The organism is Silvania sp. (assembly GCF_051656365.1).
Taxonomy (GTDB): domain Bacteria; phylum Pseudomonadota; class Gammaproteobacteria; order Enterobacterales; family Enterobacteriaceae; genus Enterobacter; species Enterobacter hatchlandensis.
The window spans coordinates 14,610-38,988 of sequence record NZ_JBOGBT010000063.1 but is presented as its reverse complement, the minus strand read 5'-3'; the positions used below and the strand labels follow the sequence as shown (position 1 = coordinate 38,988).

The 24,379-nt window shown below is 55.6% G+C and carries 21 protein-coding genes and 1 other RNA gene; 9 read left to right on the top strand and 13 right to left on the bottom strand.

All coding sequences use genetic code 11. The annotated features are described in order from the left end of the window. Positions 1 to 45: 45 nt before the first annotated feature. Entirely contained in the window at positions 46 to 3,402 is a 3,357-nt protein-coding gene (gene mscK / locus ACRDD5_RS12265; protein ID WP_438676913.1) for a mechanosensitive channel MscK, read from the bottom strand. A 111-nt stretch (positions 3,403 to 3,513) separates the two neighbouring features. Next, the gene (gene acrR, locus ACRDD5_RS12260) at positions 3,514 to 4,167 is read right to left on the bottom strand and encodes a multidrug efflux transporter transcriptional repressor AcrR (protein ID WP_271280951.1); all 654 of its coding nucleotides are present in this window, start codon (positions 4,165 to 4,167) and stop codon (positions 3,514 to 3,516) included. 142 nt (positions 4,168 to 4,309) lie between these two features. On the opposite strand from acrR, the gene acrA reads away from it, so the two are divergent. From acrA to ACRDD5_RS12235, 5 genes are all read left to right on the top strand, one after another. Next, positions 4,310 to 5,503, top strand: a complete 1,194-nt coding sequence (acrA, locus tag ACRDD5_RS12255) for a multidrug efflux RND transporter periplasmic adaptor subunit AcrA (protein WP_438676912.1) — start codon at positions 4,310 to 4,312, stop codon at positions 5,501 to 5,503. A 22-nt stretch (positions 5,504 to 5,525) separates the two neighbouring features. After that, complete coding sequence (acrB, locus tag ACRDD5_RS12250; protein WP_438676911.1) at positions 5,526 to 8,663, top strand: multidrug efflux RND transporter permease subunit AcrB; 3,138 nt, start codon at positions 5,526 to 5,528, stop codon at positions 8,661 to 8,663. A 430-nt stretch (positions 8,664 to 9,093) separates the two neighbouring features. Further along, positions 9,094 to 9,486 (top strand): Hha toxicity modulator TomB, encoded by a 393-nt coding sequence (tomB, locus tag ACRDD5_RS12245; RefSeq protein WP_438676910.1) that lies wholly within the window; start codon positions 9,094 to 9,096, stop codon positions 9,484 to 9,486. 8 nt (positions 9,487 to 9,494) lie between these two features. After that, positions 9,495 to 9,713 carry an HHA domain-containing protein gene (locus tag ACRDD5_RS12240; protein WP_271267755.1) on the top strand — a complete coding sequence of 73 codons (219 nt, stop codon included), beginning with the start codon at positions 9,495 to 9,497 and terminating at the stop codon, positions 9,711 to 9,713. Positions 9,714 to 9,997: 284 nt separating this feature from the next. Further along, a complete protein-coding gene (locus tag ACRDD5_RS12235; RefSeq protein ID WP_271280947.1) occupies positions 9,998 to 10,462 on the top strand; it encodes a YlaC family protein in 465 nt (154 codons plus the stop codon). 69 nt (positions 10,463 to 10,531) lie between these two features. Here ACRDD5_RS12235 and ykgO read toward each other — a convergent pair whose 3' ends face one another. Further along, on the bottom strand, positions 10,532 to 10,672 hold the full coding sequence (gene ykgO / locus ACRDD5_RS12230; protein WP_003859006.1) for a type B 50S ribosomal protein L36: 141 nt from the start codon (positions 10,670 to 10,672) through the stop codon (positions 10,532 to 10,534). Between the two features lie 231 nt (positions 10,673 to 10,903). On the opposite strand from ykgO, the gene ACRDD5_RS12225 reads away from it, so the two are divergent. Next, positions 10,904 to 12,466 carry an EAL domain-containing protein gene (locus ACRDD5_RS12225; RefSeq protein ID WP_438676909.1) on the top strand — a complete coding sequence of 521 codons (1,563 nt, stop codon included), beginning with the start codon at positions 10,904 to 10,906 and terminating at the stop codon, positions 12,464 to 12,466. 36 nt (positions 12,467 to 12,502) lie between these two features. On the opposite strand, the gene ACRDD5_RS12220 is transcribed toward ACRDD5_RS12225, so the two are convergent. The 4 genes from ACRDD5_RS12220 to ACRDD5_RS12205 form a co-directional block, all read right to left on the bottom strand. Then, positions 12,503 to 12,856: a DUF1428 domain-containing protein gene (locus tag ACRDD5_RS12220; RefSeq protein ID WP_271267752.1), complete on the bottom strand. Its 354-nt coding sequence runs from the start codon at positions 12,854 to 12,856 to the stop codon at positions 12,503 to 12,505. Positions 12,857 to 12,916: 60 nt separating this feature from the next. Further along, entirely contained in the window at positions 12,917 to 16,003 is a 3,087-nt protein-coding gene (locus ACRDD5_RS12215; RefSeq protein ID WP_438676908.1) for a beta-galactosidase, read from the bottom strand. Between the two features lie 103 nt (positions 16,004 to 16,106). Then, positions 16,107 to 17,174, bottom strand: a complete 1,068-nt coding sequence (locus ACRDD5_RS12210; protein ID WP_438676907.1) for a LacI family DNA-binding transcriptional regulator — start codon at positions 17,172 to 17,174, stop codon at positions 16,107 to 16,109. 76 nt (positions 17,175 to 17,250) lie between these two features. Beyond that, on the bottom strand, positions 17,251 to 17,862 hold the full coding sequence (locus tag ACRDD5_RS12205) for a YczE/YyaS/YitT family protein (protein ID WP_271280954.1): 612 nt from the start codon (positions 17,860 to 17,862) through the stop codon (positions 17,251 to 17,253). 88 nt (positions 17,863 to 17,950) lie between these two features. Between ACRDD5_RS12205 and ACRDD5_RS12200 the strand changes: the two genes are divergently transcribed. Next, complete coding sequence (locus ACRDD5_RS12200) at positions 17,951 to 19,372, top strand: PLP-dependent aminotransferase family protein (RefSeq protein WP_438676906.1); 1,422 nt, start codon at positions 17,951 to 17,953, stop codon at positions 19,370 to 19,372. 139 nt (positions 19,373 to 19,511) lie between these two features. On the opposite strand, the gene ACRDD5_RS12195 is transcribed toward ACRDD5_RS12200, so the two are convergent. From ACRDD5_RS12195 to ffs, 3 genes are all read right to left on the bottom strand, one after another. Next, on the bottom strand, positions 19,512 to 19,730 hold the full coding sequence (locus ACRDD5_RS12195) for a hypothetical protein (RefSeq protein WP_271267747.1): 219 nt from the start codon (positions 19,728 to 19,730) through the stop codon (positions 19,512 to 19,514). Beyond that, positions 19,727 to 19,978, bottom strand: a complete 252-nt coding sequence (locus ACRDD5_RS12190; RefSeq protein WP_271280942.1) for a hypothetical protein — start codon at positions 19,976 to 19,978, stop codon at positions 19,727 to 19,729. Before ACRDD5_RS12190 ends, ACRDD5_RS12195 begins: the two co-directional genes overlap by 4 nt. A 293-nt stretch (positions 19,979 to 20,271) precedes the next feature. Next, positions 20,272 to 20,368, bottom strand: an RNA gene (ffs, locus tag ACRDD5_RS12185) — signal recognition particle sRNA small type. Positions 20,369 to 20,546: 178 nt separating this feature from the next. Here ffs and ACRDD5_RS12180 point away from each other — a divergent pair. Then, a complete protein-coding gene (locus tag ACRDD5_RS12180) occupies positions 20,547 to 20,858 on the top strand; it encodes an MGMT family protein (protein ID WP_418939592.1) in 312 nt (103 codons plus the stop codon). Between the two features lie 29 nt (positions 20,859 to 20,887). Here the strand turns inward: ACRDD5_RS12180 and ACRDD5_RS12175 are convergent, their stop codons facing one another. Beyond that, the gene (locus ACRDD5_RS12175; RefSeq protein ID WP_438676905.1) at positions 20,888 to 21,457 is read right to left on the bottom strand and encodes a YbaY family lipoprotein; all 570 of its coding nucleotides are present in this window, start codon (positions 21,455 to 21,457) and stop codon (positions 20,888 to 20,890) included. A gap of 208 nt (positions 21,458 to 21,665) precedes the next feature. Here ACRDD5_RS12175 and tesB point away from each other — a divergent pair, with 208 nt between their 5' ends. Continuing rightward, complete coding sequence (gene tesB, locus ACRDD5_RS12170) at positions 21,666 to 22,526, top strand: acyl-CoA thioesterase II (RefSeq protein WP_271280940.1); 861 nt, start codon at positions 21,666 to 21,668, stop codon at positions 22,524 to 22,526. Between the two features lie 95 nt (positions 22,527 to 22,621). Here tesB and amtB read toward each other — a convergent pair whose 3' ends face one another. Together amtB and glnK are read right to left on the bottom strand one after the other, a co-directional pair. Further along, positions 22,622 to 23,908 (bottom strand): ammonium transporter AmtB, encoded by a 1,287-nt coding sequence (gene amtB, locus ACRDD5_RS12165; RefSeq protein ID WP_271280939.1) that lies wholly within the window; start codon positions 23,906 to 23,908, stop codon positions 22,622 to 22,624. 33 nt (positions 23,909 to 23,941) lie between these two features. Beyond that, positions 23,942 to 24,280, bottom strand: a complete 339-nt coding sequence (glnK, locus tag ACRDD5_RS12160; protein WP_032616849.1) for a P-II family nitrogen regulator — start codon at positions 24,278 to 24,280, stop codon at positions 23,942 to 23,944. Positions 24,281 to 24,379 lie beyond the last annotated feature (99 nt).

Below are 24,379 nucleotides of genomic sequence, written 5' to 3'. Positions count from 1 at the left end.
ACCGGTGATAATTTTTCAGCCTGCTCCAGACGGTTCCCTCTCCCTTTAAGGGAGAGGGTTAGGGTGAGGGTCGTCGCCCTTAACCTCGCGCTTCACTTCCGTATGCTCGTCACCCTTTTCATTGCGCAGGTGAACTTCAAGCTGGTTAAAGGCGATGTTAATGTCGTTTTCACGGCACAGACGCTCGATGGTGCGGTTCAGCTCGTCCACCGTGTAGCTGCGATCGCGCAGTTCACGCACGTACAGTCGCAGCTCATGATCTAAGGTGCTCGGCCCGAAGGTGGTGAAGAACACCGCCGGTTCCGGATCGTGCATCACCTTTGGATGCTCACTTGCCGCCTGCAGCAGGATTTTTTTCACTTTATCCAGATCGGAACCGTAGGCCACGCCGAGACGGATCACCACGCGGGTGATGGTATCGGAGAGCGACCAGTTGATCAGGCGCTCGGTCACGAATGCTTTGTTCGGGATGATCACCTCTTTACGATCGAAGTCAGTGATGGTGGTCGCACGGATGCGGATCTTGCTGACGGTCCCGGAGAAGGTTCCGATGGTCACCGTATCGCCGATTCGCACCGGACGTTCGAACAGGATAATCAGACCGGAGACGAAGTTACCGAAGATCTCCTGCAAGCCAAAACCAAGGCCGACCGACAGCGCCGCGGCCAGCCACTGCAGTTTATCCCAGGAGACCCCGAGTGAGCCGAAAACGGTCATCGCGCCCGTCACCAGAATCACATAGTTGAGGATGGTGGTAATGGCGTAGGATGCCCCCTGACGCATGTTCAGGCGTGAAAGCACCAGCACTTCCAGCAGGCCCGGTAAGTTGCGGATCAACGCCCAGGCGACCATCGACGAGACCAGCGCGAACAGCAGGCTCCCCATAGTGACGTTTTTCACCACCGCGGCGCCCGCTTCGGTGCCGTTGTAGTGCCACAGGGTAATACTGTCGAGATAGGCAAAAACGGTGATTAAATCAGACCAGATAGCCCAGAACAGCACGCCAAATAACGCTACCATTACCAGCATGGTAATACGCAGCGTCTGCTGGTTAACCTGCTCCAGGGCGATGGTTGGCTCTTCCTGCGGCTCTGCGCCTTCTGCCCCCTCTTTCACCATATTCTGCCGACGCGCGAGCGCACGGCGGTAGGCAATACGACGGGCCGCCACGCTCAGGCCGCGCAGTACGGTCTGGTACAGCAGGTTCCAGATGATCACCAGGTAGACGGTTTCAATCCAGCGGCCCGACAGGCGTAACGTGGTATAGAAATAGCCCGTTGCCGTCAGGATCATCAGCGCCAGCGGAATGATTGACAGGATAGTCACCGTCGCCAGGCGGATGGTATGGGACTCTTTATCACGCCAGCTGTCGCGGCACATCGGCCACATCAGGACGCTAATCAGCAGCAGGTTCAGCAGGATGACAAACTGCCCCAGAACGTCGTCCATCAGATGCAGCGGAGAAAGTTCCGACACCACCGACCAGAAGTGAAGCGGCAATAGCGCCAGGCTGACGCGCACAATCTGGCGCCGCCAGTGGCTGGTCAGTTGGGCAGGCATATTGAAGTGGCTTACCGCCACGCCGTCTTTTTCCAGCACTTTCCAGCACAGGCCGAAGACCAGCCAGAACAGTGCCAGCTTCTTGCTGAAGGCCCACAGCAGATCGCTGATGTTGAGCTGCATGGTCAGCAGGATCAGCCCCGCCGCCAGTATCAGCAGGCACACCGGCATGGCGCGGATCAGATCGATAAGGATGGCTTTCGGGGTATGAAGCTGACTGTCGTTACGCAACTGCCCCACTTCATTTGCCAGCTTCGCCTGGTACTTTCGCAACCAGCCGAGACGCCAGCGGATCAGGCCAGCAATCAGCAGCAGCGGCAAACCGGCCAGGAACGCAATTGCCACCGCAGGGCCTGCTTTTTCCCAGTTAACGGTGATTTTCATCGCTTTAATCTGGTCTTTCAGCATACCCGGGAAGGATTTAATCCAGTCCCAGTCCATCGGTTTGTTGCTGTTAACCCAGAAGATTTGCTGGGTCAGGATCTCCTGCAGGCTTTTGGAAACGCTCACCAGTTGCTGCTGGTTGATCTGCAGGTTGATGGCCATCATCAGCTGGTTGCCGAGCTGTTTGTTCAGCTGATCCAGCAGCTCACGACGCATATCCACCACCTGCAACAGCGCATCGTGGACTTCATCATTCACATCGCTGGCGTGCCCTTCTTCTACTTTGGCGACAAAGGCATCGCTCTGGAACATCTCGTCGCGCTGCTGGTTGACCTCAAACTGTTCAAGACGCAAGTCCGCGATGCGGTTGGTCATATCCTCCAGCTCATCGGCAGAAGGTAATATCTGCTGCTGTTGATACAGGATACGGGACAGCAGCAGGCTGCCTTTCAGCACCGCGATCTGCTCTTTAATATTGCGTTCAGACTGCAGAGCACGATCCAGCCAGTTTTTGACCTTGATGTTCTGCTGAACCAAGGTGTTGCCGTTTTCTGTCGCCGTAATCAAACGTTGGCTAAGCTGATGGTTAACGTCCAGCTCTTGCTTTACCAGTGGATTTTGCTGAATACGCGCGGTTTCGTCCGGGTTAACGGCCTCCTGCGCGGTTTTCTCCGTCAGGGTAAGCCGCTTGCTGTTGACCGCTTCCTGCAGCAGCTGCAGCTGGTGCTCAAGGCGGTTGATATTGGCGGTGACATAATCGCGCTGTTTTTGCAGGGTATCCTGCAGCACGGTATTGCCTTCCAGGCTCTTACGCTGCTGGTCAATTTGCGCGTTAAGCAGCAGTTGCTGAGTGAGCAGGAGCGTTTGCTGGGTCGGGCGCAGGGCGGCTTCGCCCGCAGAGGTGCCATTCAGACGGTTACGGATCTGCTGCAGCTGTTGAGACGCGGTGTACATCGCATTCTGCACGCGCTCGGGCTGCGTTTGCAGAGAGACCAGTTGGCTGTTGTAGGTCGCAAGATCGCTTTGTGCGTTTTGCAGATCATCCAGCACCTGCGTCACCCGCGATTCGAGCTGGCGTAGCGACAGTGTTGCCAGCGTTTTGCGCGTTTCATCGTCGTTATCCACATCACCCAGGGCGCTCAGGCTATCAGTTGCCTTACGCATGGCTTCGGGCGCCTGCGCCACTCTCTGGCGCAGCTGGGTGGTTTCGGCTTTGATGCGCTCAAGCTTATCGAGCGTTTCCAGGGTCTCTGTCAGATCCTGCTGAATCAGTTTATCCTGGGGATTAAGCTCTTTTTGTTTGCTCAGCGCATCGAGCTGGGTTTGCACATCTGCACGCGTTGGCGTGTCATTGGCATTATCAGCACGGGCAAACGCGGCAGGCACCGCCATAAAACTGAGAAAAAAGAGAAAAATAAGAATAAATATAGGATGCTGTCTGTGTGTGGTGTGCGACATAGTTATAAGTAATTTGTGTGATGAATGACCAAAGAGACCGGCGTGAAGAATATCACGGCGGCCAGGTGCAAAATAGCATCAACTGTTGGGTCCAGGATAATTCCTGGGCTATCAGGCAGAGGGCGAATCGGACGGGGCGCGCAGGGTTGGGCAAAGCTGATACATTTCAAGCAGGATAGCCACGTAGTCGCGGGCTTCGCGGTGCAGATCGAACGACTGCGGGGCAAACAGCCAGTTTTCCATAATGCCGGAGATATAGCTGCGCATCAGGATCGCCGCGCGGCGGGTGAGCAAATTGGCCGGCAGCATCCTGGCTTTTATACAGTGCATCAACGTTTGTTCAATACGATCGTAACTTTCCAGACATAAACTGCGCTGCGCCTGTTGCACGATCGCCATCTCTCCGACAAACTCGCATTTGTGGAAAATAATCTCCATCATCAGACGGCGGCGCTCTTCAATAACAGTCGCCTCAAGGATATAGACCAGAATTTCTCTCAAAACTGAGAGTGGATCGTCAGGGAATTTTGCCCGATACTCAGTCTCGAGATCCCCAAGACTGGATTCTGACAGCTCCCAAATTTCACTAAATAAATCAGACTTATTTTTGAAATGCCAATAAATCGCACCGCGGGTTACGCCAGCAGCCTGAGCAATCTGTGCCAGTGAGGTCGAAGAGACACCCTGTTGCGAAAACAAGCGCATAGCAACATCAAGAATGTGCTGGCGTGTCTCAAGTGCTTGTTGTTTGGTTTTTCGTGCCATACGTGGGTGAATTTACGGGAGTCAGATTTACATACATTTATGAATGTATGTACCATAGCACGACCATAATTTAAACGCAGCAATGGGTTTGTGGACTTTTGATCCATTGATCAATTTGAAATCGGAAACTCGAGGTTTACATATGAACAAAAACAGAGGGTTAACGCCTCTGGCGATCGTTCTGATGCTCTCAGGCAGCTTAGCGCTTACAGGATGTGACGAGAAACAGGCTCAACAAGGAGCGCAGCAGGTGCCAGAAGTTGGCGTTGTAACGCTCAAAACCGAACCTCTCCAGATAACGACAGAATTACCCGGCCGTACCAGCGCTTACCGCATCGCGGAAGTGCGTCCTCAGGTGAGTGGCATCATCCTGAAACGTAACTTCACCGAAGGTGGCGATGTTAAAGCGGGCGACTCCCTGTATCAGATTGATCCAGCAACCTATCAAGCCGCGTATGAAAGTGCGAAAGGCGATCTGGCTAAAGCCCAGGCGGCGGCAAAGATTGCGCAGTTGACGGTTAACCGCTATCAAAAACTGTTGGGTACGCAATACATCAGCCAACAGGAATACGATAGTGCTCAGGCCGATGCTCAGCAGGCTAACGCTGCCGTTACCGCAGCGAAAGCCGCAGTTGAAACCGCACGTATTAACCTGGCCTATACCAAAGTGACCTCGCCAATTAGTGGCCGCATTGGTAAATCGTCCGTTACCGAGGGTGCGCTGGTGCAAAACGGCCAGACCAACGCGCTGGCAACCGTGCAGCAGTTGGACCCGATTTACGTTGACGTGACCCAGTCCAGCAACGATTTCCTGCGTCTGAAGCAGGAGCTGGAGAGCGGTAAGCTGAAGCAGGAGAACGGTAAAGCGAAAGTGGAACTGGTCACCAGCGATGGCATCAAGTTCCCACAAGCGGGCAGCCTTGAGTTCTCCGACGTTACTGTCGATCAGACGACCGGCTCCATTACCTTACGCGCGATCTTCCCGAATCCGGATCATACGCTGCTGCCAGGTATGTTTGTTCGCGCCAGCCTCGAAGAAGGGACGAACCCAACCGCACTGCTGGTTCCTCAGCAGGGTGTCACCCGTACACCGCGTGGCGAAGCCAGCGCCATGGTGATCGGCGCTGAAGATAAAGTCGAAGTTCGCCAGATCACGGCAACCCAGGCGATTGGCGATAAATGGTTAGTGACCGATGGTCTGAAAGATGGCGATCGCGTCATCATTACCGGATTACAAAAAGTTCGCCCGGGCGCCCAGGTCAAAGCGCAAGAGGTTACCTCTGACAACCAGCAGCAAGCTTCAGCGAACGGTCAGTCAGAACAACCTAAGTCTTAACTTAAACAGGAGCCGTTAAGACATGCCTAATTTCTTTATCGATCGCCCCATTTTTGCGTGGGTGATCGCCATCATTATCATGCTAGCCGGGGGACTTGCGATCCTGAAGCTGCCAGTTGCGCAATATCCAACGATTGCGCCGCCAGCTATTTCAATCGCCGCAACCTACCCTGGGGCTGATGCAAAAACGGTGCAGGACACCGTCACTCAGGTTATCGAACAGAACATGAACGGTATCGATAACCTGATGTACATGTCCTCCAACAGTGACTCCACCGGTACAGTACAGATTACGCTGACCTTCCAGTCCGGTACGGATGCGGACATCGCGCAGGTTCAGGTGCAGAACAAACTGCAGCTGGCAATGCCTTTACTGCCGCAGGAAGTACAACAGCAGGGCGTAAGCGTGGAGAAATCCTCCAGTAGCTTCCTGATGGTTGTTGGCGTTATCAACACCAACGGCACCATGACGCAGGAGGATATTTCCGACTACGTGGGCGCCAACATGAAGGATGCGATCAGCCGTACTTCTGGTGTGGGTGACGTGCAGCTGTTCGGTTCTCAGTACGCAATGCGTATCTGGATGGACCCGAACAAACTGAACAACTTCCAGCTGACCCCGGTTGATGTGATCAACGCCATTAAAGCGCAGAACGCCCAGGTGGCAGCCGGTCAGTTAGGCGGCACGCCGCCGGTGAAAGGCCAGCAGCTGAACGCCTCGATCATTGCCCAGACCCGTCTGACCTCGGCAGATGAGTTCAGTAAAATTATGCTGAAAGTGAACCCGGACGGTTCACAGGTTCGCCTGCGCGATGTTGCGAAGGTTGAGCTGGGTGGGGAAAACTACGACGTAGTCGCCAAGTTTAACGGCCAGCCGGCTTCCGGTCTGGGGATTAAACTGGCAACGGGCGCTAATGCCCTGGATACGGCGACAGCGATCCGTGCTGAACTGGAGAAGATGAAACCGTTCTTCCCATCAGGCCTGAAAATCGTTTACCCGTATGACACCACGCCGTTCGTGAAAATCTCCATTCACGAAGTAATCAAAACGCTGGTCGAAGCAATCATCCTGGTCTTCCTGGTGATGTATCTGTTCCTGCAAAACTTCCGTGCGACGCTGATTCCAACCATCGCCGTTCCGGTCGTTCTGTTAGGGACCTTTGCTATCCTGTCGGCCTTCGGCTTCTCAATAAACACCCTGACGATGTTCGGCATGGTGCTGGCGATAGGCCTGCTCGTAGATGACGCCATTGTGGTGGTAGAAAACGTCGAGCGTGTGATGTCCGAAGAGGGGCTGCCGCCGAAGGAAGCGACCCGTAAATCGATGGGACAAATCCAGGGTGCGCTGGTCGGTATCGCGATGGTGCTGTCAGCGGTATTTATCCCGATGGCCTTCTTCGGGGGCTCCACCGGTGCGATTTACCGCCAGTTCTCCATCACTATCGTATCGGCGATGGCCCTGTCGGTGCTGGTCGCACTGATCCTGACCCCGGCACTGTGCGCCACCATGCTGAAACCGGTCTCGAAAGGCAGCCACGGTGCTACCACCGGTTTCTTCGGCTGGTTTAACCGCATGTTCGATAAGAGTACGCATCACTACACCGACAGCGTGGGTAACATCCTGCGCAGCACCGGCCGTTATCTGCTGCTCTACATCATCATCGTGGTCGGCATGGCGTATCTGTTCGTGCGTCTACCAAGCTCGTTCCTGCCGGACGAAGATCAGGGCGTCTTCCTGACGATGGCGCAGTTGCCAGCGGGTGCATCGCAAGAGCGTACCCAGAAGGTGCTGGATGAAGTGACGGATTACTACCTCACCAAAGAGAAAGCCAACGTTGAATCGGTGTTTGCGGTTAACGGCTTCGGCTTTGCGGGTCGTGGTCAGAACACCGGTATCGCCTTCGTCTCTCTGAAAGACTGGAGTGAACGCCCTGGCGAAGAGAACAAAGTTGAAGCCATTACTGGCCGCGCGATGGGCACCTTCTCGCAGATTAAAGATGCGATGGTGTTCGCCTTTAACCTGCCAGCAATTGTTGAACTGGGTACGGCAACCGGCTTTGACTTCCAGCTGATCGACCAGGGTGGTCTGGGCCATGAAAAACTGACTCAGGCGCGTAACCAGCTGTTTGGTGAAGTGGCCAAACATCCGGATCTGCTGGTGGGTGTACGTCCGAACGGCCTGGAAGATACGCCGCAGTACAAAGTCGATATCGATCAGGAAAAAGCCCAGGCGCTGGGCGTATCGATCAGCGACATCAATACCACTCTGGGCGCAGCCTGGGGCGGTAGCTACGTCAACGACTTCATCGACCGCGGTCGTGTGAAGAAAGTGTACGTCATGTCCGAAGCGCAGTATCGTATGCTGCCGAACGATATCAACAGCTGGTATGTTCGCGGCAGTAACGGGCAGATGGTGCCATTCTCCGCGTTCTCTACCTCACACTGGGAATACGGTTCACCGCGTCTGGAACGTTACAATGGTCTGCCATCAATGGAGATTCTGGGTCAGGCAGCGCCAGGAAGAAGTACCGGTGAAGCCATGAATATGATGGAAGAACTGGCGCGTAAACTGCCATCCGGTATCGGTTATGACTGGACGGGGATGTCCTATCAGGAACGTCTGTCCGGCAACCAGGCCCCTGCCCTGTACGCCATTTCGCTGATTGTTGTGTTCCTGTGTCTGGCAGCGCTGTATGAGAGCTGGTCGATTCCGTTCTCCGTTATGCTGGTTGTGCCACTGGGGGTCATCGGTGCCCTGCTGGCGGCCACATTCCGCAGCCTGACGAATGACGTTTACTTCCAGGTGGGCCTGCTCACAACCATTGGGTTGTCGGCGAAGAACGCGATTTTAATCGTCGAATTCGCCAAAGATCTGATGGATAAAGAGGGCAAAGGTCTGATTGAAGCGACGCTGGATGCTGTCCGTATGCGTCTGCGTCCGATTCTGATGACTTCACTGGCGTTTATCCTCGGGGTTATGCCGCTGGTTATCAGCTCCGGTGCCGGCTCCGGTGCGCAGAACGCCGTAGGTACGGGCGTAATGGGCGGGATGGTGACCGCGACCGTGCTGGCTATCTTCTTCGTTCCGGTGTTCTTTGTGGTGGTTCGTCGCCGCTTCAGCCGTAAGAACGACGATATCGAGCACAATCACCCGGTGTAATGTGATTGGTTTTGCTTTAACTGTTAAAAAGGCCGCGTTTGCGGCCTTTTTTTTCGCAATTGAAAATCATAAAATAAGCTTATTGGCGACTTATATATTTTATGCCACTGTTATACCGCTTCTCATAATTAAGTGAATACGCTTACAGAAATTCTCAAATTGTTGCGTAGCATCTGAGTTATTAAGACAATTCCTGGTGTTTTTTGGGTGCCGGCGAGAAGTTAAAATAAAGCCGCTCAGTCTGAAAAATGCGTAATGTGCTGCGTAATTGTAATTTTTCGTAATAGCGCGGTGAAATCCGTTTCAGAGTAGATTATAGTTAAAGACAACAGCGTAAACACAAGTCGCAGTCGTCATTGACGTAAGTCAGTTGTACCCATCCCGACAACGCGGTTCGGTGAGTAAAAAATCACTCAGAAGGGGATGCGCTATGGACGAATACTCGCCCAAAAGGCAAGATATTGCACAGTTGAAATTCCTTTGTGAATCCTTGTACCATGACTGCCTTTCCAACCTCGATGAAAGCAACCATGGCTGGGTAAACGATCCAACCTCTGCCATTAATTTGCAGTTAAACGAGTTGATTGAGCATATAGCGACCTTCGCGCTTAATTATAAAATTAAGTATAACGAAGATAATAAGATGATTGAGCAAATTGACGAATACCTGGATGACACTTTTATGTTATTCAGTAGCTACGGCATTAACGCGCAGGATTTGCAAAAATGGCGTAAATCGGGTAATCGGCTTTTTCGTTGTTTTGTCACTGCAAGCAGAGCTAACCCACTCGCTTCTCCAGCTAAAACTATTACAAACAATTAGGTGAATTTATGTCCGATAAACCCTTAACAAAAATCGATTATTTGATGCGTTTGCGACGTTGTCAGTCAATTGATACCCTGGAACGTGTCATTGAAAAAAATAAATATGAGCTTTCTGATAATGAGCTTGCGGTCTTTTATTCAGCAGCGGATCATCGTCTGGCCGAACTTACAATGAATAAGCTGTACGATAAAATCCCGACGGCAGTGTGGAAATTTATACGTTGATCCTGCTGGTCAGACATCCGCAACAGCCAGGCTAACTTTTCCGGTTTTATTCTCATGCTTTTAACTGCGACACACGCTGAGTGGTTAGCAGGTTCTTACCCGGGTGGGCGAAGGTTATCGCCCCAGGGCGTCAGTTCGCCAAACCAGCCCACCTCAGATTTCTTGCCTGATACCGGCAACTGTTATGATTTTTCTTAGCGCAACTGTTACTTTTTTCAAACAAAATGGTCACTTAAAATGCACGGATCCCCGTGTTTATTCGTTACTATCCTGAAAGGCAGAAGATGACCGAGATACAACGCCTGCTTACCGAAACCATCAATGACCTTAACGTTCGCGAAAAGCGCGACAACAAGCCACGCTTTAGCATCAGTTTTATTCGCAAACATCCCGGTCTGTTTTTGGCCATGTACGCTGCCTTGCTGGCCACGCTGGCGGTGATGCTGCTGTCAGAAACCCTGATCGATTCCGTCTGGCTGCTGGTTGTACTGTTTGTGGTGTTTAATGCCTTCTTCTTTTTCGACGTTAATCCACGTTATCGCTACGAAGATATTGATGTGCTCGATTTTCGCGTCTGCTACAACGGCGAATGGTACAACACCCGTTTTGTCCCGGGTCAGCTGATCGACAGCATTTTGCATTCCCCGGCAGTGAACGCGCAGGAAAAAGAAAAATTACAGAAGATGGTCGCCACCAAAGGCGAACTCTCATTTTACGACGTTTTCACCCTGTCCCGCACGGCAAGCTAAGCCGCGTTACCGGCTTGCTGCCAGCAGGGTCACTGCCAGCAGCAAGCGCGATCCCTCTCCCCGGCCCGATTAACGTCTCTTCTTTCTTCCCTGTACGGCCTTAAAGCGCGGATTGGATTTACATATTACATACAGCCGTCCCTTACGTTTTACTATCTGGCAATCAGGGTGACGCTGTTTGGCGCTGCGCAAAGAATTAAGAACCTGCATATCTCACCTCGTGTCGAATACCGTGCGTTGAGTGTTTTGTTATAACATAACAATTAGCATATCCGAGCGTCGTGTGAAAAACAACCCTGCTGAAGGCGTGCAGGATGTTTCCCTGTGAATACAATCAAGGTAAGCGCTATCCTATACCGCTATGCTTAACAGGCTTTTTCACTTAATGGTCATTAGCTTCCGCGCCGCCCTTTCCCGGCGTTTTAAAAAGGAAACAGGAGCATGACAACCCGACAACTGGTGGGCCTGGTGACCTGCGTACTGATCGCGTCAGTACTCATTCCTGTTTGCCTGAGCGTGTGGCTGGCGCACCGTAATGCGGAGGAGACGTTTTTTTCCGATCTGGAGAGTTACTCGTCGCGCGTACAGATCCGTACCGACAGAGTGTTTGAGCAGGCGAAGTCTGCCCTGGCGCAGATGGAAACGTTCAAAGGCATCCCCTGCAGTCGGGAACACACCATGACCATGCGCCGCACCGCGATTTCATGGCGCTACGTCCAGGAAGTGATTTATATCGACGATCTGAAACCGCTCTGTTCCTCGCTGGAACAAGTGAGTCACGCCGCCTCGTTACCACCGCCAATCCGCGTCACACCCGACGGCTACCGGGCATGGGTGACTGCGCAAAACGATTTGGGCCTCGATCGCTATATGGCGGCGATTGGCACACAGCAGTACCTCGTGATGATCGATCCGGCCTCGATGATAGACGTGATTCCCTTTGGTGCCTGGCCGATTCACGCTGCGCTGGTCGGTACCCTTCATAACATTATTTTCGCCAGCAGCGGCAATCTGGATATGCAGGTTTTTCATCAACTGCAGCAGGAAGGCAACAGTCATCTTCAGCATAACGGCATGATGTATAGCATCCGCAACGTGCCCGAACTGGGGTTTTCCATTGTGGCATGGGCCTCCATGACGCCGTTAAAAGAGAGCTGGCACCACCAGCTTTTCTTCTGGCTACCCATCGGGATATTACTCAGCCTGGTGTCGGCCTGGTTCGTCCTGCGTATTCTGCGGCGGCTACAATCGCCACGGCACCAGTTGCTGGATGCCATCAATGCCCGGGAGCTGCAGGTCTATTTCCAGCCTATTGTCGCCTTAAGCAGCGGCAGAATGGTGGGGGCCGAGGCGCTGGCCCGCTGGCGACAGCCAGACGGCAGTTACCTGTCTCCGGATGTTTTCATCACACTTGCTGAGCAAACGGGCCTGACGCCTCAGCTGACGGCGCTTATCATTGAAAAGGTGTTTGAAGATATGGGGGCGTGGCTGCGCCAGCATCCCGACCAGCATATTTCGATTAACCTTGCCCCGGCGGATTTACTCTCTGGCGCCGTGCCCCCGCAGTTAAGCCGTCTGCTCAATCACTGGCAGCTGTCGCCTTCACAGATTGCGCTGGAACTTACCGAGCGCGGTTTTGCTGATCCTGCCGTAAGCGCCCCGGCAATTGCCGGTTTCCGGCGTGCGGGCCATTCTGTCTATATTGATGATTTCGGAACCGGGTACTCCAGCCTCAGCTATTTGCAGGATCTGGATGTGGATACCCTGAAGATCGATAAGTCATTTGTTGACGCCGTGGAATATAAAAACGTCACCCCACATATTATTGAGATGGCCAAATCATTGAATCTGGCGATGGTGGCAGAAGGCGTGGAAACTACAGGCCAGCTGGCGTGGTTGCGGCGCCACGGGGTGCAGTACGGACAGGGTTGGCTGTACAGTAAGGCCCTGCCGAAAGAGGCTTTTATCCAGTGGGCTGAAAACAACTTCGAGCCGGAAACATAACGTACCCGACGGCCTGATGGCCGCCGGGATTGACGCTTACTCGTCGAGCAGGGGAGAGAAGCCGCCGTAGATCATCCGTTTGCCATCAAACGGCATCGATTCACCAAAGGCTTTCATTCTGGGATCGTTCATCATCTTCTGATTCGCCTCATCGCGAACCGCTTTCGACGGGTATTCGATCCAGCTAAAAACCACCTCTTCGCCCTCTTCCGCTTTCACGGCCATACGAAAGTCAGTTAATTTGCCGTCGGGCACGTCATCTGCCCAACACTCAACAATACGCAGCGCGCCAAACTCTTTAAACAGCGGCGCGGCTTTCGCAGCCATCTCGCGATAAGCCTCCTTATTTTGTGCGGGAACGGCCACCACAAAACCATCGACATACTTCATCAGATAAACCTCCGAAGTGAATGTGCGGCCACATGGTGCAGCCGCCTCAGCCGATTAAGTTTAGTTCTGCTGCCAGCTAAAGGTGTAATGCAGCCTCTTATTCTGCAGGATGAACTCCGGCGACACGCTGGGACTCCACGAGTCATCGCCCCCGATGCCCATATGGAACGCATCCACATTCAGCCAGCAGCCGGGCTCTTCGCGCAGCAGATGGTGATGGGTTGTCTCACGCAGCTGCGTCTGGCTATAGCGGCTTACGCCGAAGTGGAAATCACCGCGCAGCTGGTGGTGACCGATGTTCAGAGCATGGGTATCACAGCGCAGGCCATTTTCCGTGGGGAAAATATACGGCGTGTGCAATTCTGCCAACGGCAGTTCCCAACGTCCCTGACGGGCGGCCAGCTTACGGTCAGGGTAGTTCTCATACGGCCCCAATCCACACCAGCTTACCGTTTGTGGCGCGTGCGCCAGCTGGCAGCTCAGGCCGATGCGTGCCGGTTCAGGCATATCACTTGCCACCTGCACCTCCACGTCGCCGTGCAGCACCCCGAGGCTATCAATACGCCAGCATTTACGGCTCAGGAACAGCACCTGGCCCTCGTGCTCCCAGGCATGCAGGGTAACGATAGTCACTGCCTGCGCCAGCTGTTCAGCGTCGCACTGCAGCAGACGCGGTGTCAGGTTGTACATCCCCGCCGCCTTCCAGCGCTCCACCCAGGCGTTCGGGTCGATGCGCGTGGCTTCGCTGACGCCGATATCGTTATCCAGCGGGGCGCGGGTAAAGTTATCGCAGAGCGGCGACAGCAGCGTCGCCTCGCCCGCTCGCCACCACTGAGTCAGGTTTCCGCTAATGCGGCTAAACGCCCAGCGCTGCTGCTGATGCGTGACCACCAGCCCATCGCTCTCTTCCTTCAGCTGCGGCGTTTCTCCCGCTGGCGTCGGCGGGGCGATCGTTAATGGCGCAGGCAGCGACCATTGGTCCCAGGCGCACAGATGGTTTTCCGCGGACCACGGCGTGGCCGCCGGCTGCCAGACTTCCACATTCAGCCAAACCTCACCCGGTGCGGCATCCCACTGTGGCAGGGTGATCGCCAGCCGCTGAACGCCCTGTGGCGCGATATCAAGTACCGTCTCGCCCGTTGCCAGCACCTCCCCTTCACGAACCACAGACCAGCGCAGCTGCTCGTTGTCCGTCGGGCGGAACAGATAATCGCTGTGCACCTCGACGACCAGCGGCGAGTGGCTCTGCAGCGTAAAGGTAAAGAATTGCTGCGCGCGCTGGGCCTCAAACAGGGCAGGATGCGGCGTGCGATCCGGGAAAACCAGCCCGTTCAGACAAAACTGCCGGTCATTAGGGGTATCACCAAAATCACCGCCGTAGGCCCAGAACGGATTACCCTGCTCATCGTGCTTCGTCAGTGCCTGGTCAACCCAGTCCCAGACGAACCCGCCCTGCAGGCGCGGGTGTTTACGGAAGGCCTGCCAGTAACTGGCGAAGCCACCAAAGCTATTGCCCATTGCGTGGGCGTACTCACAGAGGATCAGCGGGCGCGTTTCATCCGGCATGCCGATCCACTTTTTAATCGACCATTTCGGCACCGCCGGGAAGGGTTGATCCTGATCGACGCGGGCATACATTGGGCAAACAATGTCGGTCGCGGCGGTGTTGGCACCGCCTCCTTCGTACTGCACCGGGCGCGTCGGATCGGTGGTCTTCACCCAGCGGTACAGGGCATCGTGGTTGGCGCCGTGACCCGATTCATTCCCCAGCGACCAGATGATGATCGACGGATGGTTACGGTCACGTTGCACCATACGGGTTACGCGCTCGCTCATCGCCGGCAGCCAGCGCGGATCGTCAGCCAGGCGGCTCATTGGCACCATGCCGTGCGTTTCGATATTGGCCTCATCCACGACGTACAGCCCGTAGCGGTCGCACAGCCGGTACCAGAGCGGGTGATTCGGATAATGCGAGCAGCGCACGGCGTTAAAATTGTGCTGCTTCATCAGCTCGATGTCGCGGCGCATGGTGGCTTCATCCATCACCTGCCCGTTCTCAGGATGGTGTTCATGACGGTTCACCCCGCGGATCAGCAGCGGTTTGCCGTTGAGTTTCAGCAGGCCGTTACTGATTTCGACCTGACGGAAACCGACGTCGCAGGCTTCAACGTCAAGTACCTGATCCTGCCCATCGCGCAGCACAATGGTTAAGCGATAGAGTTCCGGCGTTTCGGCGCTCCACAGGGCCGGTTCAGTCACCGGCATCGAGACATTGACGCGCTCCTGCCAGTTACCGCGCTCATCGACCACCGTCGACCCTGGATGTCCGGTGACGCTGGAGACGCGCTCTCCGGCGCGCCAGAGCGTAAAGTCGACCTTGCAGTCTGCATAGTCCGTCCCACCCAGGGTCAGCCCCAGTTGGAGCCGGGCGCGGTCGTAATCGGCATTGAGTTCCGTGACGACATGGTAATCGGCGATGTGGGTGTCAGGCTTATGCAGCAGGGTCACGTCGCGGAATATTCCGCTCATCCGCCACATGTCCTGGTCCTCAAGATAGCTGCCGTCGCACCAGCGCAGCACCATCACCGCCAGCCGGTTGCTGCCCGACCGCAGGAAGGTCGTGACGTCAAATTCCGCAGGCAGACGGCTGTCCTGGGAATAACCCACCCACTGGCCGTTGCACCAGAGATAAAATGCCGAGTTGACACCTTCAAACACCAGCCGCGTCTGGCCGCTTTCCAGCCAGCTGGCGTCCATATCGAATGTGAGCGAGTAACAACCGGTGGGATTTTCGGCCGGAACAAACGGCGGCGTAACGGCGATTGGATAGGTGACGTTGGTGTAGATCGGGGTATCGAAGCCCTGCATTTGCCAGTTAGAGGGCACTGGCATCGTGACAGCATCCGCGCAGTCTTCTACCGTCCAGCCGTCGGGAACCTGCTCCGGGGCGCTGAAGAAACTGAACTGCCAGTCGCCATTTAGCGAGCGGGTGGAAGGCGTCCGGCCCTCTTCCCGCGCAGCTATCTCTTCACGCCAGCTGTTAAGCGGCGCATGCGCGGCGAGTCGATTCCATTGGGTGACACCGGGATTTTCCCAGTCACGGCGAGTGATCAGGGCGCTGAGAGTCAGCGGAGCAGGATGGGACATAATTACCTCTTTGCGAAGCGCTCACAATTTTCTCTACAATGCCCTGACAGGGTTGCAGGGTAAAGCAGCAGAACGCGGCAAAGCGATGACGATCACAAAAGTCTTAGCGACGCGCCAGCTGCTCGGCGAGGATCGCCAGGGATTTTAGCTGCTGGGCCAGCTCTTCGCTGCCCTGCGGCACGCCGTGGCGGGCCGTGGAATGGCGCTCCACCAGCATCACCGGGATCTGCATCTGCGCGGGCTCGGTTTGCCCCTGCCGGACCAGCAGCCACTCGACGCTGCGCAGTCCGGCTTCGCGAAACGCCTGACGGACAGTGGTCAGCGGCGGGGTAAACCATGCGCTGTCGGCGGTGTCGTCAAAACCGACCACCGAAAGCTGCCCGGGAACGGCGACCCCTTTCTCTGCACAGGCGCGCATCACGCCCAGTGCCATTTGATCGTTTGCCACCAGAATGGCCTGAGGCAGCGTGGCCGCCGCCAGCAGCTGATGGCCTTTTTCATACCCCGAGGCGGCACTCCAGTCGCCCTGAGCAACAGCGCAGGGTTCCACACCCGCCGCACTCAGAACCGACAGCCAGCCCGCAAGGCGCGCCCGCGCGGAGACCGAACTTTGCGGCCCGCCGAGCAGGGCGATCCGCTGATGGCCCAGCGCCAGCAGATGCTGCGCCCCAAGCGTAGCCCCCTGCTGTGCGTCAAACACCAGGCTATGCACCCGGGCGGTGGGCGAGACATCCAGAAATAACACCGGCACCGAACCGGCCTGCGCCTGCAGATCCTCTGCCTGCTTATCTTCCAGCGGCACGTTAACCAGTAAGCCCTCGACCCGCTGCGCCAGCAGCTCCTGCACTGCCGCCAGGCACTGCTGGGGATGTTCGACCATTGAGATCAGGACGCTCGCACCGCGTTCGCCCGCGCGGGATTTGACCGCCGAGGCAATTTGCGACGGCGCATGCAGGGCCAGATCGGTAGTGATAAGCCCCAGCGTACGGGTGCGTTTCCCCGCCAGCTGCTGAGCCCCGCGATTGGGAACATAGTGCAGTTCAGCCATCGCCTGCTGCACTTTTTCCCGGGTACGGGCGGAGACATGCGCCGCATCGTTAATGACGCGTGAAACGGTCTGATAAGAAACGCCCGCCAGGCGGGCGACGTCGTAAAGGGTTATGGCTTTCATGGGGTCTGCGTTGCGATAACGGATGCGACTATTTTGTCACACCCCGGCGCACAAAGCTTGTGAGCGCTTCGCAAATTCAGACAACGCGTTCCGGTTCTGGGGCGATGATCACCTTCGGCCGCTGACGAAACCACGGCAGGCAGATCTGGATCAGTGGGCCAATGCTTAACGCATACAGTACGGTTCCCACGCCAAACGTGCCGCCCAACGCCCAGCCAATCAGCAGAACGGAGATTTCAATTGCCGTGCGCACGCTACGCACCGACCAGCCGGTACGGGCATTGATCCCGGTCATCAGGCCGTCACGCGGTCCGGCACCAAAGCCTGCACCTATGTACATGCCAGTCGCCAGCGCATTGACGATCACCGCTGCCGCCAGCAGCACGCTGCGCGCCAGCAGTGAATCAAGAGTGGGGATCAGGGACAGGCACGCATCGGCGGCCAGCCCAATGACAATCACGTTACTGATGGTGCCAAGGCCCGGGCGCTGTCGCAACGGGATCCAGAACAGCAGCACCAGCGCACCGGTGAGGATCATGATGGTGCCGATATCCATCGCCAGCAGCTTTGCCACCCCCAGATGGAACACGTTCCACGGATCGGCGCCCAGATCCGCCCGAATAAACATCGCCGTAGACAGCCCGTACAGGCTCAATCCGACATAAAGCTGCAGTAATCGACGCGACATGGTGTTTCTCTCTTCGATGGTCTCTGCTTTCATCATTACCTGAAATGGCACTATGATTAATGTCCAGTTTTGAAAAAGTGGACTGCATATGTCATCACGTCGATTTGGAAGTCAGTCGTTAGCTCGCCTGCTGGGTCACTGGCAGCAGAGCGCCTCCCGTATTCCGCTCTGGCGACAGCTGGCCGACGCGCTGCGCCTGCTGATCCTTGACGGGCGGCTGGCGCTGGATACCCGTCTGCCCGGCGAGCGCGAGCTGGCCTTAACTCTGGACGTCAGCCGGACCACCATCAGCAGCGCCCTCGCGCACCTGCGGGATGAAGGTTATCTTGAAAGCCGACACGGAAGCGGATCGCGGGTGATCCTGCCCGACACACGGACGCTCCCTACCCGCGCCCATGCCAGCGCGGCGCTGGATCTTTCTACCGCCGCGCTGGGTGCCGGGCCGGAGATCCATCAGGCGTATACCCACGCGCTGACCGCCATTACGCAGCATCTGACGCAAACCGGCTACGATCAGCTGGGGCTCCTGGCCCTGCGCGAGGCCATCGCTGCACGCTATACGGCACGCGGTTTGCCCACCCGGGCAGAAGAAGTGATGGTAGTGAACGGTGCCGTCAGCGGGCTGGCGCTGGTGCTGCGCATGCTCACCGGTCCGGGTGACCGGGTGGTGGTGGATCACCCTACCTATCCGCTGGCGATCGCCGCCATCCAGGGGGCCTCGTGCCGACCGGTCGGCGTGTCGCTGCCGCAGACCGGCTGGGACAGTGACGGCTTTGCCGCCATCCTCGCCCAGACTGCGCCGCGCCTGGCGTACCTGATGCCCGATTTTCACAACCCCACGGGACGCTGCATGGATGTGAGCACCCGCCAGGCCATTACGGCGGTTGCCGCCCGGTCACGCACCACGCTGGTGGTGGATGAAACCATGGTCGATCTGTGGTTCGATGCCCCCCCACCGCCGCCGCTGGCGGCCTTCTGCCCGAACGGCACGGTTATCACCCTGGGTTCGGCGGGAAAAAGCTTCTGGGGCGGTCTGCGTCTGGGATGGATTCGCGCTCCGGCACGGACTATCGCCACCCTTGCCCAGACCCGCGATACGCTCGATCTGGGCTCCCCTCTGCTGGAACAGCTGGCAACTCTGTGGCTTATCGACAACAGCGACACATTTTTACCCGCCCGACGGCTGATGCTGCGTGAGCGGCGCGATCGCTGTGCGGCGCTGCTCAGGGAACATTTTCCGGACTGGCGCTTTCAGATGCCGCAGGGCGGTCTTTCATTCTGGATTGAACTGCCGGATATGCTGGCTACCCAGCTGGCCGCGCGTGCAGAGGCTGCCGGTATTCATCTGGGGACCGGTACGCGCTTTGGTCTTTCCGGGGCCTTTGATCGCTATCTGCGGATGCCTTTTTCACTCGAACCTGCCGAGCTGGAGAGTGCGCTGCTGCGGCTTAAACCGCTGTGGCTGGGCATCAATAAAAGCGAGCAATCATTAAAGCAAATGCTGGTTTAATCTCTGCGCTTAACAAAGGTGACTGCAATGCTGATATTTATTACAAGAAAGAGTGAGCAATTGCACAAATGACGGGGAGCAGGATGTTAAAAACGTCTGACTGTAATGATTACAGTCAGACATTTTCAGCAGCGGGCGATCAGTGCTGAGCAGGAATAGGAAAACCTTTGAGCGAAATAACAAAATTATCGCCTTCTTTCTTTATTTTTGCGCCGGTATCACACCAGTCAGACGCAATTCGAAAGAACTCATCACTGCCAACATCCCAGCCAAGGCGGACATGTTTGACATAGCCAGAGCGCAGAAGCAGGCAGGCTTCTGAGTAGTCACTGGCGGTGGTTTGCTGATGTTGTTTCATTTTCTCTTCTTCAGAATTTTACGTAATGCTTTGATTTCTTTAGGAGTAAATGGGGTTACGTTCTCTTCTTCCGTGTGCTGATTATCGATATCTTCTTCCGTTACTCCCGCCTCTTCTGCTGCCGCGAATGCCAGTAACAGCAGTTTCTCTGTGGTAACGCTTAAATTCTCATTGTTTACTTCAGCATAATGACGAAGTCTTTCTTTTAACGCTTCGTCAATCTTTACGTTCAGGACCGCAGTCGTCATGTTTTTCACATCCCTGGCAATAATTTCTTAATTTAATACACGAAGTTAACATTATTATCCAGATATATATTCTCTGCTTATATATCATAAAAATGTCACACTCACACTGCACAACATTTATGACAAAATAATGACAGCCATATTTCAGTATGATGACAATCGCGAAAATAAAAAGGCAGGGATGAAAAGATAAAATATACGTATGTTTATCAGGGCTATTGCGTTTAAGGGGGAGAGACTGGATGGCGACGCCTGGCGCGTCTTGATGATTGATACCCAGAAATGGGTGGGGGCCCTGCCAGCTACATCCCGGCACACACGTCGTCTGCCTTGGCTGCTTCCTTCCGGATCTGACCTGGTAAACAGAGTAGCGTTGCGGGAGAACCAACAGAGCCCCCATTGAGAGCGTTGTTAACCAACGCGCTGGCGCATTATCACTGTACAGGATAGCAAATGCAAGTTAACCGCGTCCGGGTGATGGTTTATTACCCAAAACGTTTACAGAGTGCGCGCTTTCTTCCCATCTGGTCAGGTAATCCTTATTCTTAGGCTCCACACAGGAGTAAAAATGGACCAGCACGATACTTTTCCTCAGCGAGTCTGGCAGATAGTGGCCTCTATCCCCGAAGGCACGGTGACCACTTACGGCGAGGTTGCACGTCTTGCGGGTTCACCGCGTGCGGCGCGACAGGTCGGAGGCGTACTAAAACGTCTGCCGGAAGGCAGCACCCTCCCCTGGCATCGGGTGGTTAACCGCAGCGGTGCCATTTCCTTAACCGGCCCGGATCTCCAGCGCCAGCGTCAGGCGCTGCTGTCTGAAGGGGTGCAGGTTTCGGGGAGTGGGCAGATAGATTTGCTGCGCTACCGCTGGCGCTATTGAACCGCCCCTCACAATGAGGGGCGTACGAGTTAAAGCTGGGTCGGGGCAGGCGTTGACGAAGACGGATTAACCTGGGTTGGTGAGGTCGAAGGAACCGTATTGACGGCTCCGCCGGATGGCTGAAGCGGGAGCTCAGTCTGCTGAACGGGCACCAGCACCAGATCGGTTTTCGTACCGCCCTGATTAATGACCGGCTTCACGATATCGGTCATCAGCACAACCTTGTCGTTTACGCTGATCGCCGCACTCAGCAGGATACGCGCGTTAGGCTGGACATCTGCCGGGTTAAACGGCAGTTCAAATTTAAACGGGGCTTGCTTACCTTCAGTACGCGTCGCGCTCTGCGCCAGCACTTTTGACGGGGAATCCGCCAGCGAAGCGTCAGATAAGGTCACGGTTAATACCGCATCCGGTGGCAATGCCACTTTCTGACGGATCCAGATCGTACCTGAAACATTTGGCTGCTGAATAACGGGCGCCGTCGTCGCGGCAGAAGTGTTAGGGTTTGGCGCTGGCGTCTGAATGTCTGCACTTTTATCCGCACAGGCAGAAAGAGCAACCGCTACCGCTAAACCACTTAACATGTGCACGAGTTTCATTGAGTTCTCCTTATCATCAATGCACCAGCGGGATCGATACCGCCAGATGAGTGGCTAACATAAAGATAACGAAAGTAAGTGTGGCACATAGCAATTATTTATGCCTGGAATCGCCTCGTTATTCAGATTATTGCACCCATCGGACCACTTGCTATTCTGCGTTATACTCTGCCTATCTTTCGCCACGGCGTATTCATTGAGGACGACTATGAGTCAAGCACTAGGCAATCTGCTGACATTATTAAACCTGGAAAAAATTGAAGAAGGACTCTTTCGGGGACAAAGCGAAGATTTGGGTCTGCGCCAGGTTTTTGGCGGCCAGGTTGTAGGCCAGGCCCTTTATGCCGCCAAAGAGACGGTACCGGAAGACCGTCTGGTGCATTCGTTTCACAGCTACTTCTTGCGCCCCGGTGACAGCCAAAAACCGATCGTGTATGACGTTGAAGTCCTGCGCGATGGCAACAGCTTCAGCGCCCGTCGCGTTGCCGCCATCCAGAACGGCAAACCGATTTTCTATATGACCGCCTCTTTCCAGGCGCCAGAGCCGGGATATGAGCATCAGAAAAGCATGCCGCCTGCGCCAGCGCCGGACGACCTGCGTTCAGAAACCGACATCGCCCGCGCGCTGTCGCACCTCCTGCCCCCGCAGCTTAAAGAGAAGTTTCTCTGCGATAAACCGCTGGAGATCCGCCCGGTTGAGTTCCATAACCCGATGAAGGGGCACCCTGCTGAGCCCGCACGTCAGGTGTGGATCCGCGCAAACGGCACGGTTCCGGAAGACTTCCGCGTCCATCAGTACTTGCTCGGCTATGCCTCGGACTTCAACTTCCTGCCGGTTGCCCTGCAGCCGCACGGGGTCGGTTTCCTTGAAAAAGGCATGCAGGTGGCGACCATCGACCATTCCATGTGGTTCCACCGTCCGTTCAATATGAACGAATGGCTGCTGTACAGCGTGGAGAGTACCTCGGCGTCGAGCGCGCGCGGATTTGTTCGCGGTGAGTTCTATACCCAGGAGGGTGTGCTGGTGGCATCGACGGTGCAGGAAGGGGTAATGCGTAACCGGGGATAAAAGCATGCGGTCTGATGCCCTCACCCCGGTCCTCTCCCACAGGGAGAGGGTGCAAAGAAGAAAACGGCAACCTTCAGGTTGCCGTTTGCTTTTACTTAAGCGTTGTACGCGTTCTCGCCGTGGCTGTTGACGTCCAGACCTTCGCGTTCCTGCTCTTCCGGAACACGCAGACCCACCGTCATGTCCGCCAGTTTGTAGCCGATAAAGGCGACCACACCCGACCAGACTACCGTGATAGCGATACTTTCCAGCTGGACCAGAACCTGATGACCCATGCTGACACCTTCTGCGTAACCCACGCCGCCCAGCGACGTTGAGGCGAAGATACCGGTCATGATGCAGCCGATGATGCCGCATACGCCGTGCACACCAAACACATCACAAGGGTCATCAACGCGCAGTACACGTTTCAGTGCGGTTACGCCCCACAGACCCGCCAGACCCGCCACCAGACCGATGATCAACGCCCCGCCGACACCCACAAAGCCACAGGCTGGGGTGATACCGACCAGACCGGCAATCGCACCAGAACAGGCACCCAGCAGGGAAGGTTTACCGCGCACGGTCCACTCACCGAAGATCCACGCGAGGATTGCACCTGCGGTCGCCACGACGGTGTTCACGAATGCCAGCGCAGCGATTTCGTTAGCGGCACTTGCGGAACCGGCGTTAAAGCCAAACCAGCCGAAGTAGAGGATCGCGGTACCGGTAAAGACCATCGGCAGGTTGTGCGGTTTGAAGGCTTCTTTGCCAAAACCGACGCGTTTGCCAATCAGGTAAGCACCCACCAGGCCCGCCACCGCAGCGTTGATGTGAACAACGGTACCGCCTGCAAAGTCCAGCGCACCGTGTGCGGCCAGCAGACCACCACCCCAGACCATATGCGCCACCGGCACATAGGAGAGCGTCATCCATACCACCACGAAGATCAGCACCGCGGAGAAACGAATACGTTCCGCCAGCGCGCCGACAATCAGCCCGACGGTGATACAGGCGAAGGAGCCCTGGAACGCCACGTGAATGTACTGATAGAAGCTACCCATCACGGCGGTCAGTTCGATATTTTTCAGCATTGCCCAGTTAAAGCTGCCGAAGAAGGCATTGCCTTCACCGAAGGCCAGCGAGTAACCGTAGACCACCCACAGCACGCAGACCAGCGCAAAGGTCACGGTCACCTGGGTGAGCATGGAGAGGACGTTTTTGCCGCGGATCAGGCCGCCGTAAAACAGCGCAATCCCCGGAATAGTCATAAACAGCACCAGCGCGGTGCAAATCATCATAAAGGCGTTGTCGGCTTTGTCGGCCACCGCAGGGGCAGCCATTGCCAGTCCTGGCAGCAGTGCCAGAGACCCCAGACCTGCTTTAAGTGTTGTTGTGTTCATCTTTTTGATCCCTATCACTGTGTGCCAGGTGTTTTACAGTGCCGCTTCGTCGGCTTCACCCGTACGAATGCGAATAACGCGTTGCAGCTCAGCAACGAAAATTTTGCCGTCGCCAATTTTGCCGGTGTAGGCTGCTTTACTAATCACGTCGATAACTTCATCCAGCTGATCGTCGGCAATCGCCACGTCAATCTTCACTTTTGGCAGGAAGTTGACGCTGTATTCGGCGCCGCGATACAGCTCCGCATGCCCCTTCTGTCGACCAAAGCCTTTCACTTCGGTGACGGTCAGACCCTGAATACCCATGGAAGACAGCGCTTCACGCACGTCTTCAAGTTTGAATGGTTTGATTACCACGGTAACCAGCTTCATATATCCCCTCCAGTCAGAATTCGGTATTGGCTTGCGAACAGATCAGGTATTGCAAGCGGTGTGCCAAAAGTGAAAAGAGCGGGAATACGAGGCGTCGCG

Bases quoted from the DNA above. Each gene is read 5' to 3' on its own strand.
- mscK (WP_438676913.1), bottom strand. From the start codon at position 3,402: ATGTCGCACACCACACACAGACAGCATCCTATATTTATTCTTATTTTT.
- acrR (WP_271280951.1), bottom strand. From the start codon at position 4,167: ATGGCACGAAAAACCAAACAACAAGCACTTGAGACACGCCAGCACATT.
- acrA (WP_438676912.1), top strand. From the start codon at position 4,310: ATGAACAAAAACAGAGGGTTAACGCCTCTGGCGATCGTTCTGATGCTC.
- acrB (WP_438676911.1), top strand. From the start codon at position 5,526: ATGCCTAATTTCTTTATCGATCGCCCCATTTTTGCGTGGGTGATCGCC.
- tomB (WP_438676910.1), top strand. From the start codon at position 9,094: ATGGACGAATACTCGCCCAAAAGGCAAGATATTGCACAGTTGAAATTC.
- ACRDD5_RS12240 (WP_271267755.1), top strand. From the start codon at position 9,495: ATGTCCGATAAACCCTTAACAAAAATCGATTATTTGATGCGTTTGCGA.
- ACRDD5_RS12235 (WP_271280947.1), top strand. From the start codon at position 9,998: ATGACCGAGATACAACGCCTGCTTACCGAAACCATCAATGACCTTAAC.
- ykgO (WP_003859006.1), bottom strand. From the start codon at position 10,672: ATGCAGGTTCTTAATTCTTTGCGCAGCGCCAAACAGCGTCACCCTGAT.
- ACRDD5_RS12225 (WP_438676909.1), top strand. From the start codon at position 10,904: ATGACAACCCGACAACTGGTGGGCCTGGTGACCTGCGTACTGATCGCG.
- ACRDD5_RS12220 (WP_271267752.1), bottom strand. From the start codon at position 12,856: ATGAAGTATGTCGATGGTTTTGTGGTGGCCGTTCCCGCACAAAATAAG.
- ACRDD5_RS12215 (WP_438676908.1), bottom strand. From the start codon at position 16,003: ATGTCCCATCCTGCTCCGCTGACTCTCAGCGCCCTGATCACTCGCCGT.
- ACRDD5_RS12210 (WP_438676907.1), bottom strand. From the start codon at position 17,174: ATGAAAGCCATAACCCTTTACGACGTCGCCCGCCTGGCGGGCGTTTCT.
- ACRDD5_RS12205 (WP_271280954.1), bottom strand. From the start codon at position 17,862: ATGTCGCGTCGATTACTGCAGCTTTATGTCGGATTGAGCCTGTACGGG.
- ACRDD5_RS12200 (WP_438676906.1), top strand. From the start codon at position 17,951: ATGTCATCACGTCGATTTGGAAGTCAGTCGTTAGCTCGCCTGCTGGGT.
- ACRDD5_RS12195 (WP_271267747.1), bottom strand. From the start codon at position 19,730: ATGAAACAACATCAGCAAACCACCGCCAGTGACTACTCAGAAGCCTGC.
- ACRDD5_RS12190 (WP_271280942.1), bottom strand. From the start codon at position 19,978: ATGACGACTGCGGTCCTGAACGTAAAGATTGACGAAGCGTTAAAAGAA.
- ACRDD5_RS12180 (WP_418939592.1), top strand. From the start codon at position 20,547: ATGGACCAGCACGATACTTTTCCTCAGCGAGTCTGGCAGATAGTGGCC.
- ACRDD5_RS12175 (WP_438676905.1), bottom strand. From the start codon at position 21,457: ATGAAACTCGTGCACATGTTAAGTGGTTTAGCGGTAGCGGTTGCTCTT.
- tesB (WP_271280940.1), top strand. From the start codon at position 21,666: ATGAGTCAAGCACTAGGCAATCTGCTGACATTATTAAACCTGGAAAAA.
- amtB (WP_271280939.1), bottom strand. From the start codon at position 23,908: ATGAACACAACAACACTTAAAGCAGGTCTGGGGTCTCTGGCACTGCTG.
- glnK (WP_032616849.1), bottom strand. From the start codon at position 24,280: ATGAAGCTGGTTACCGTGGTAATCAAACCATTCAAACTTGAAGACGTG.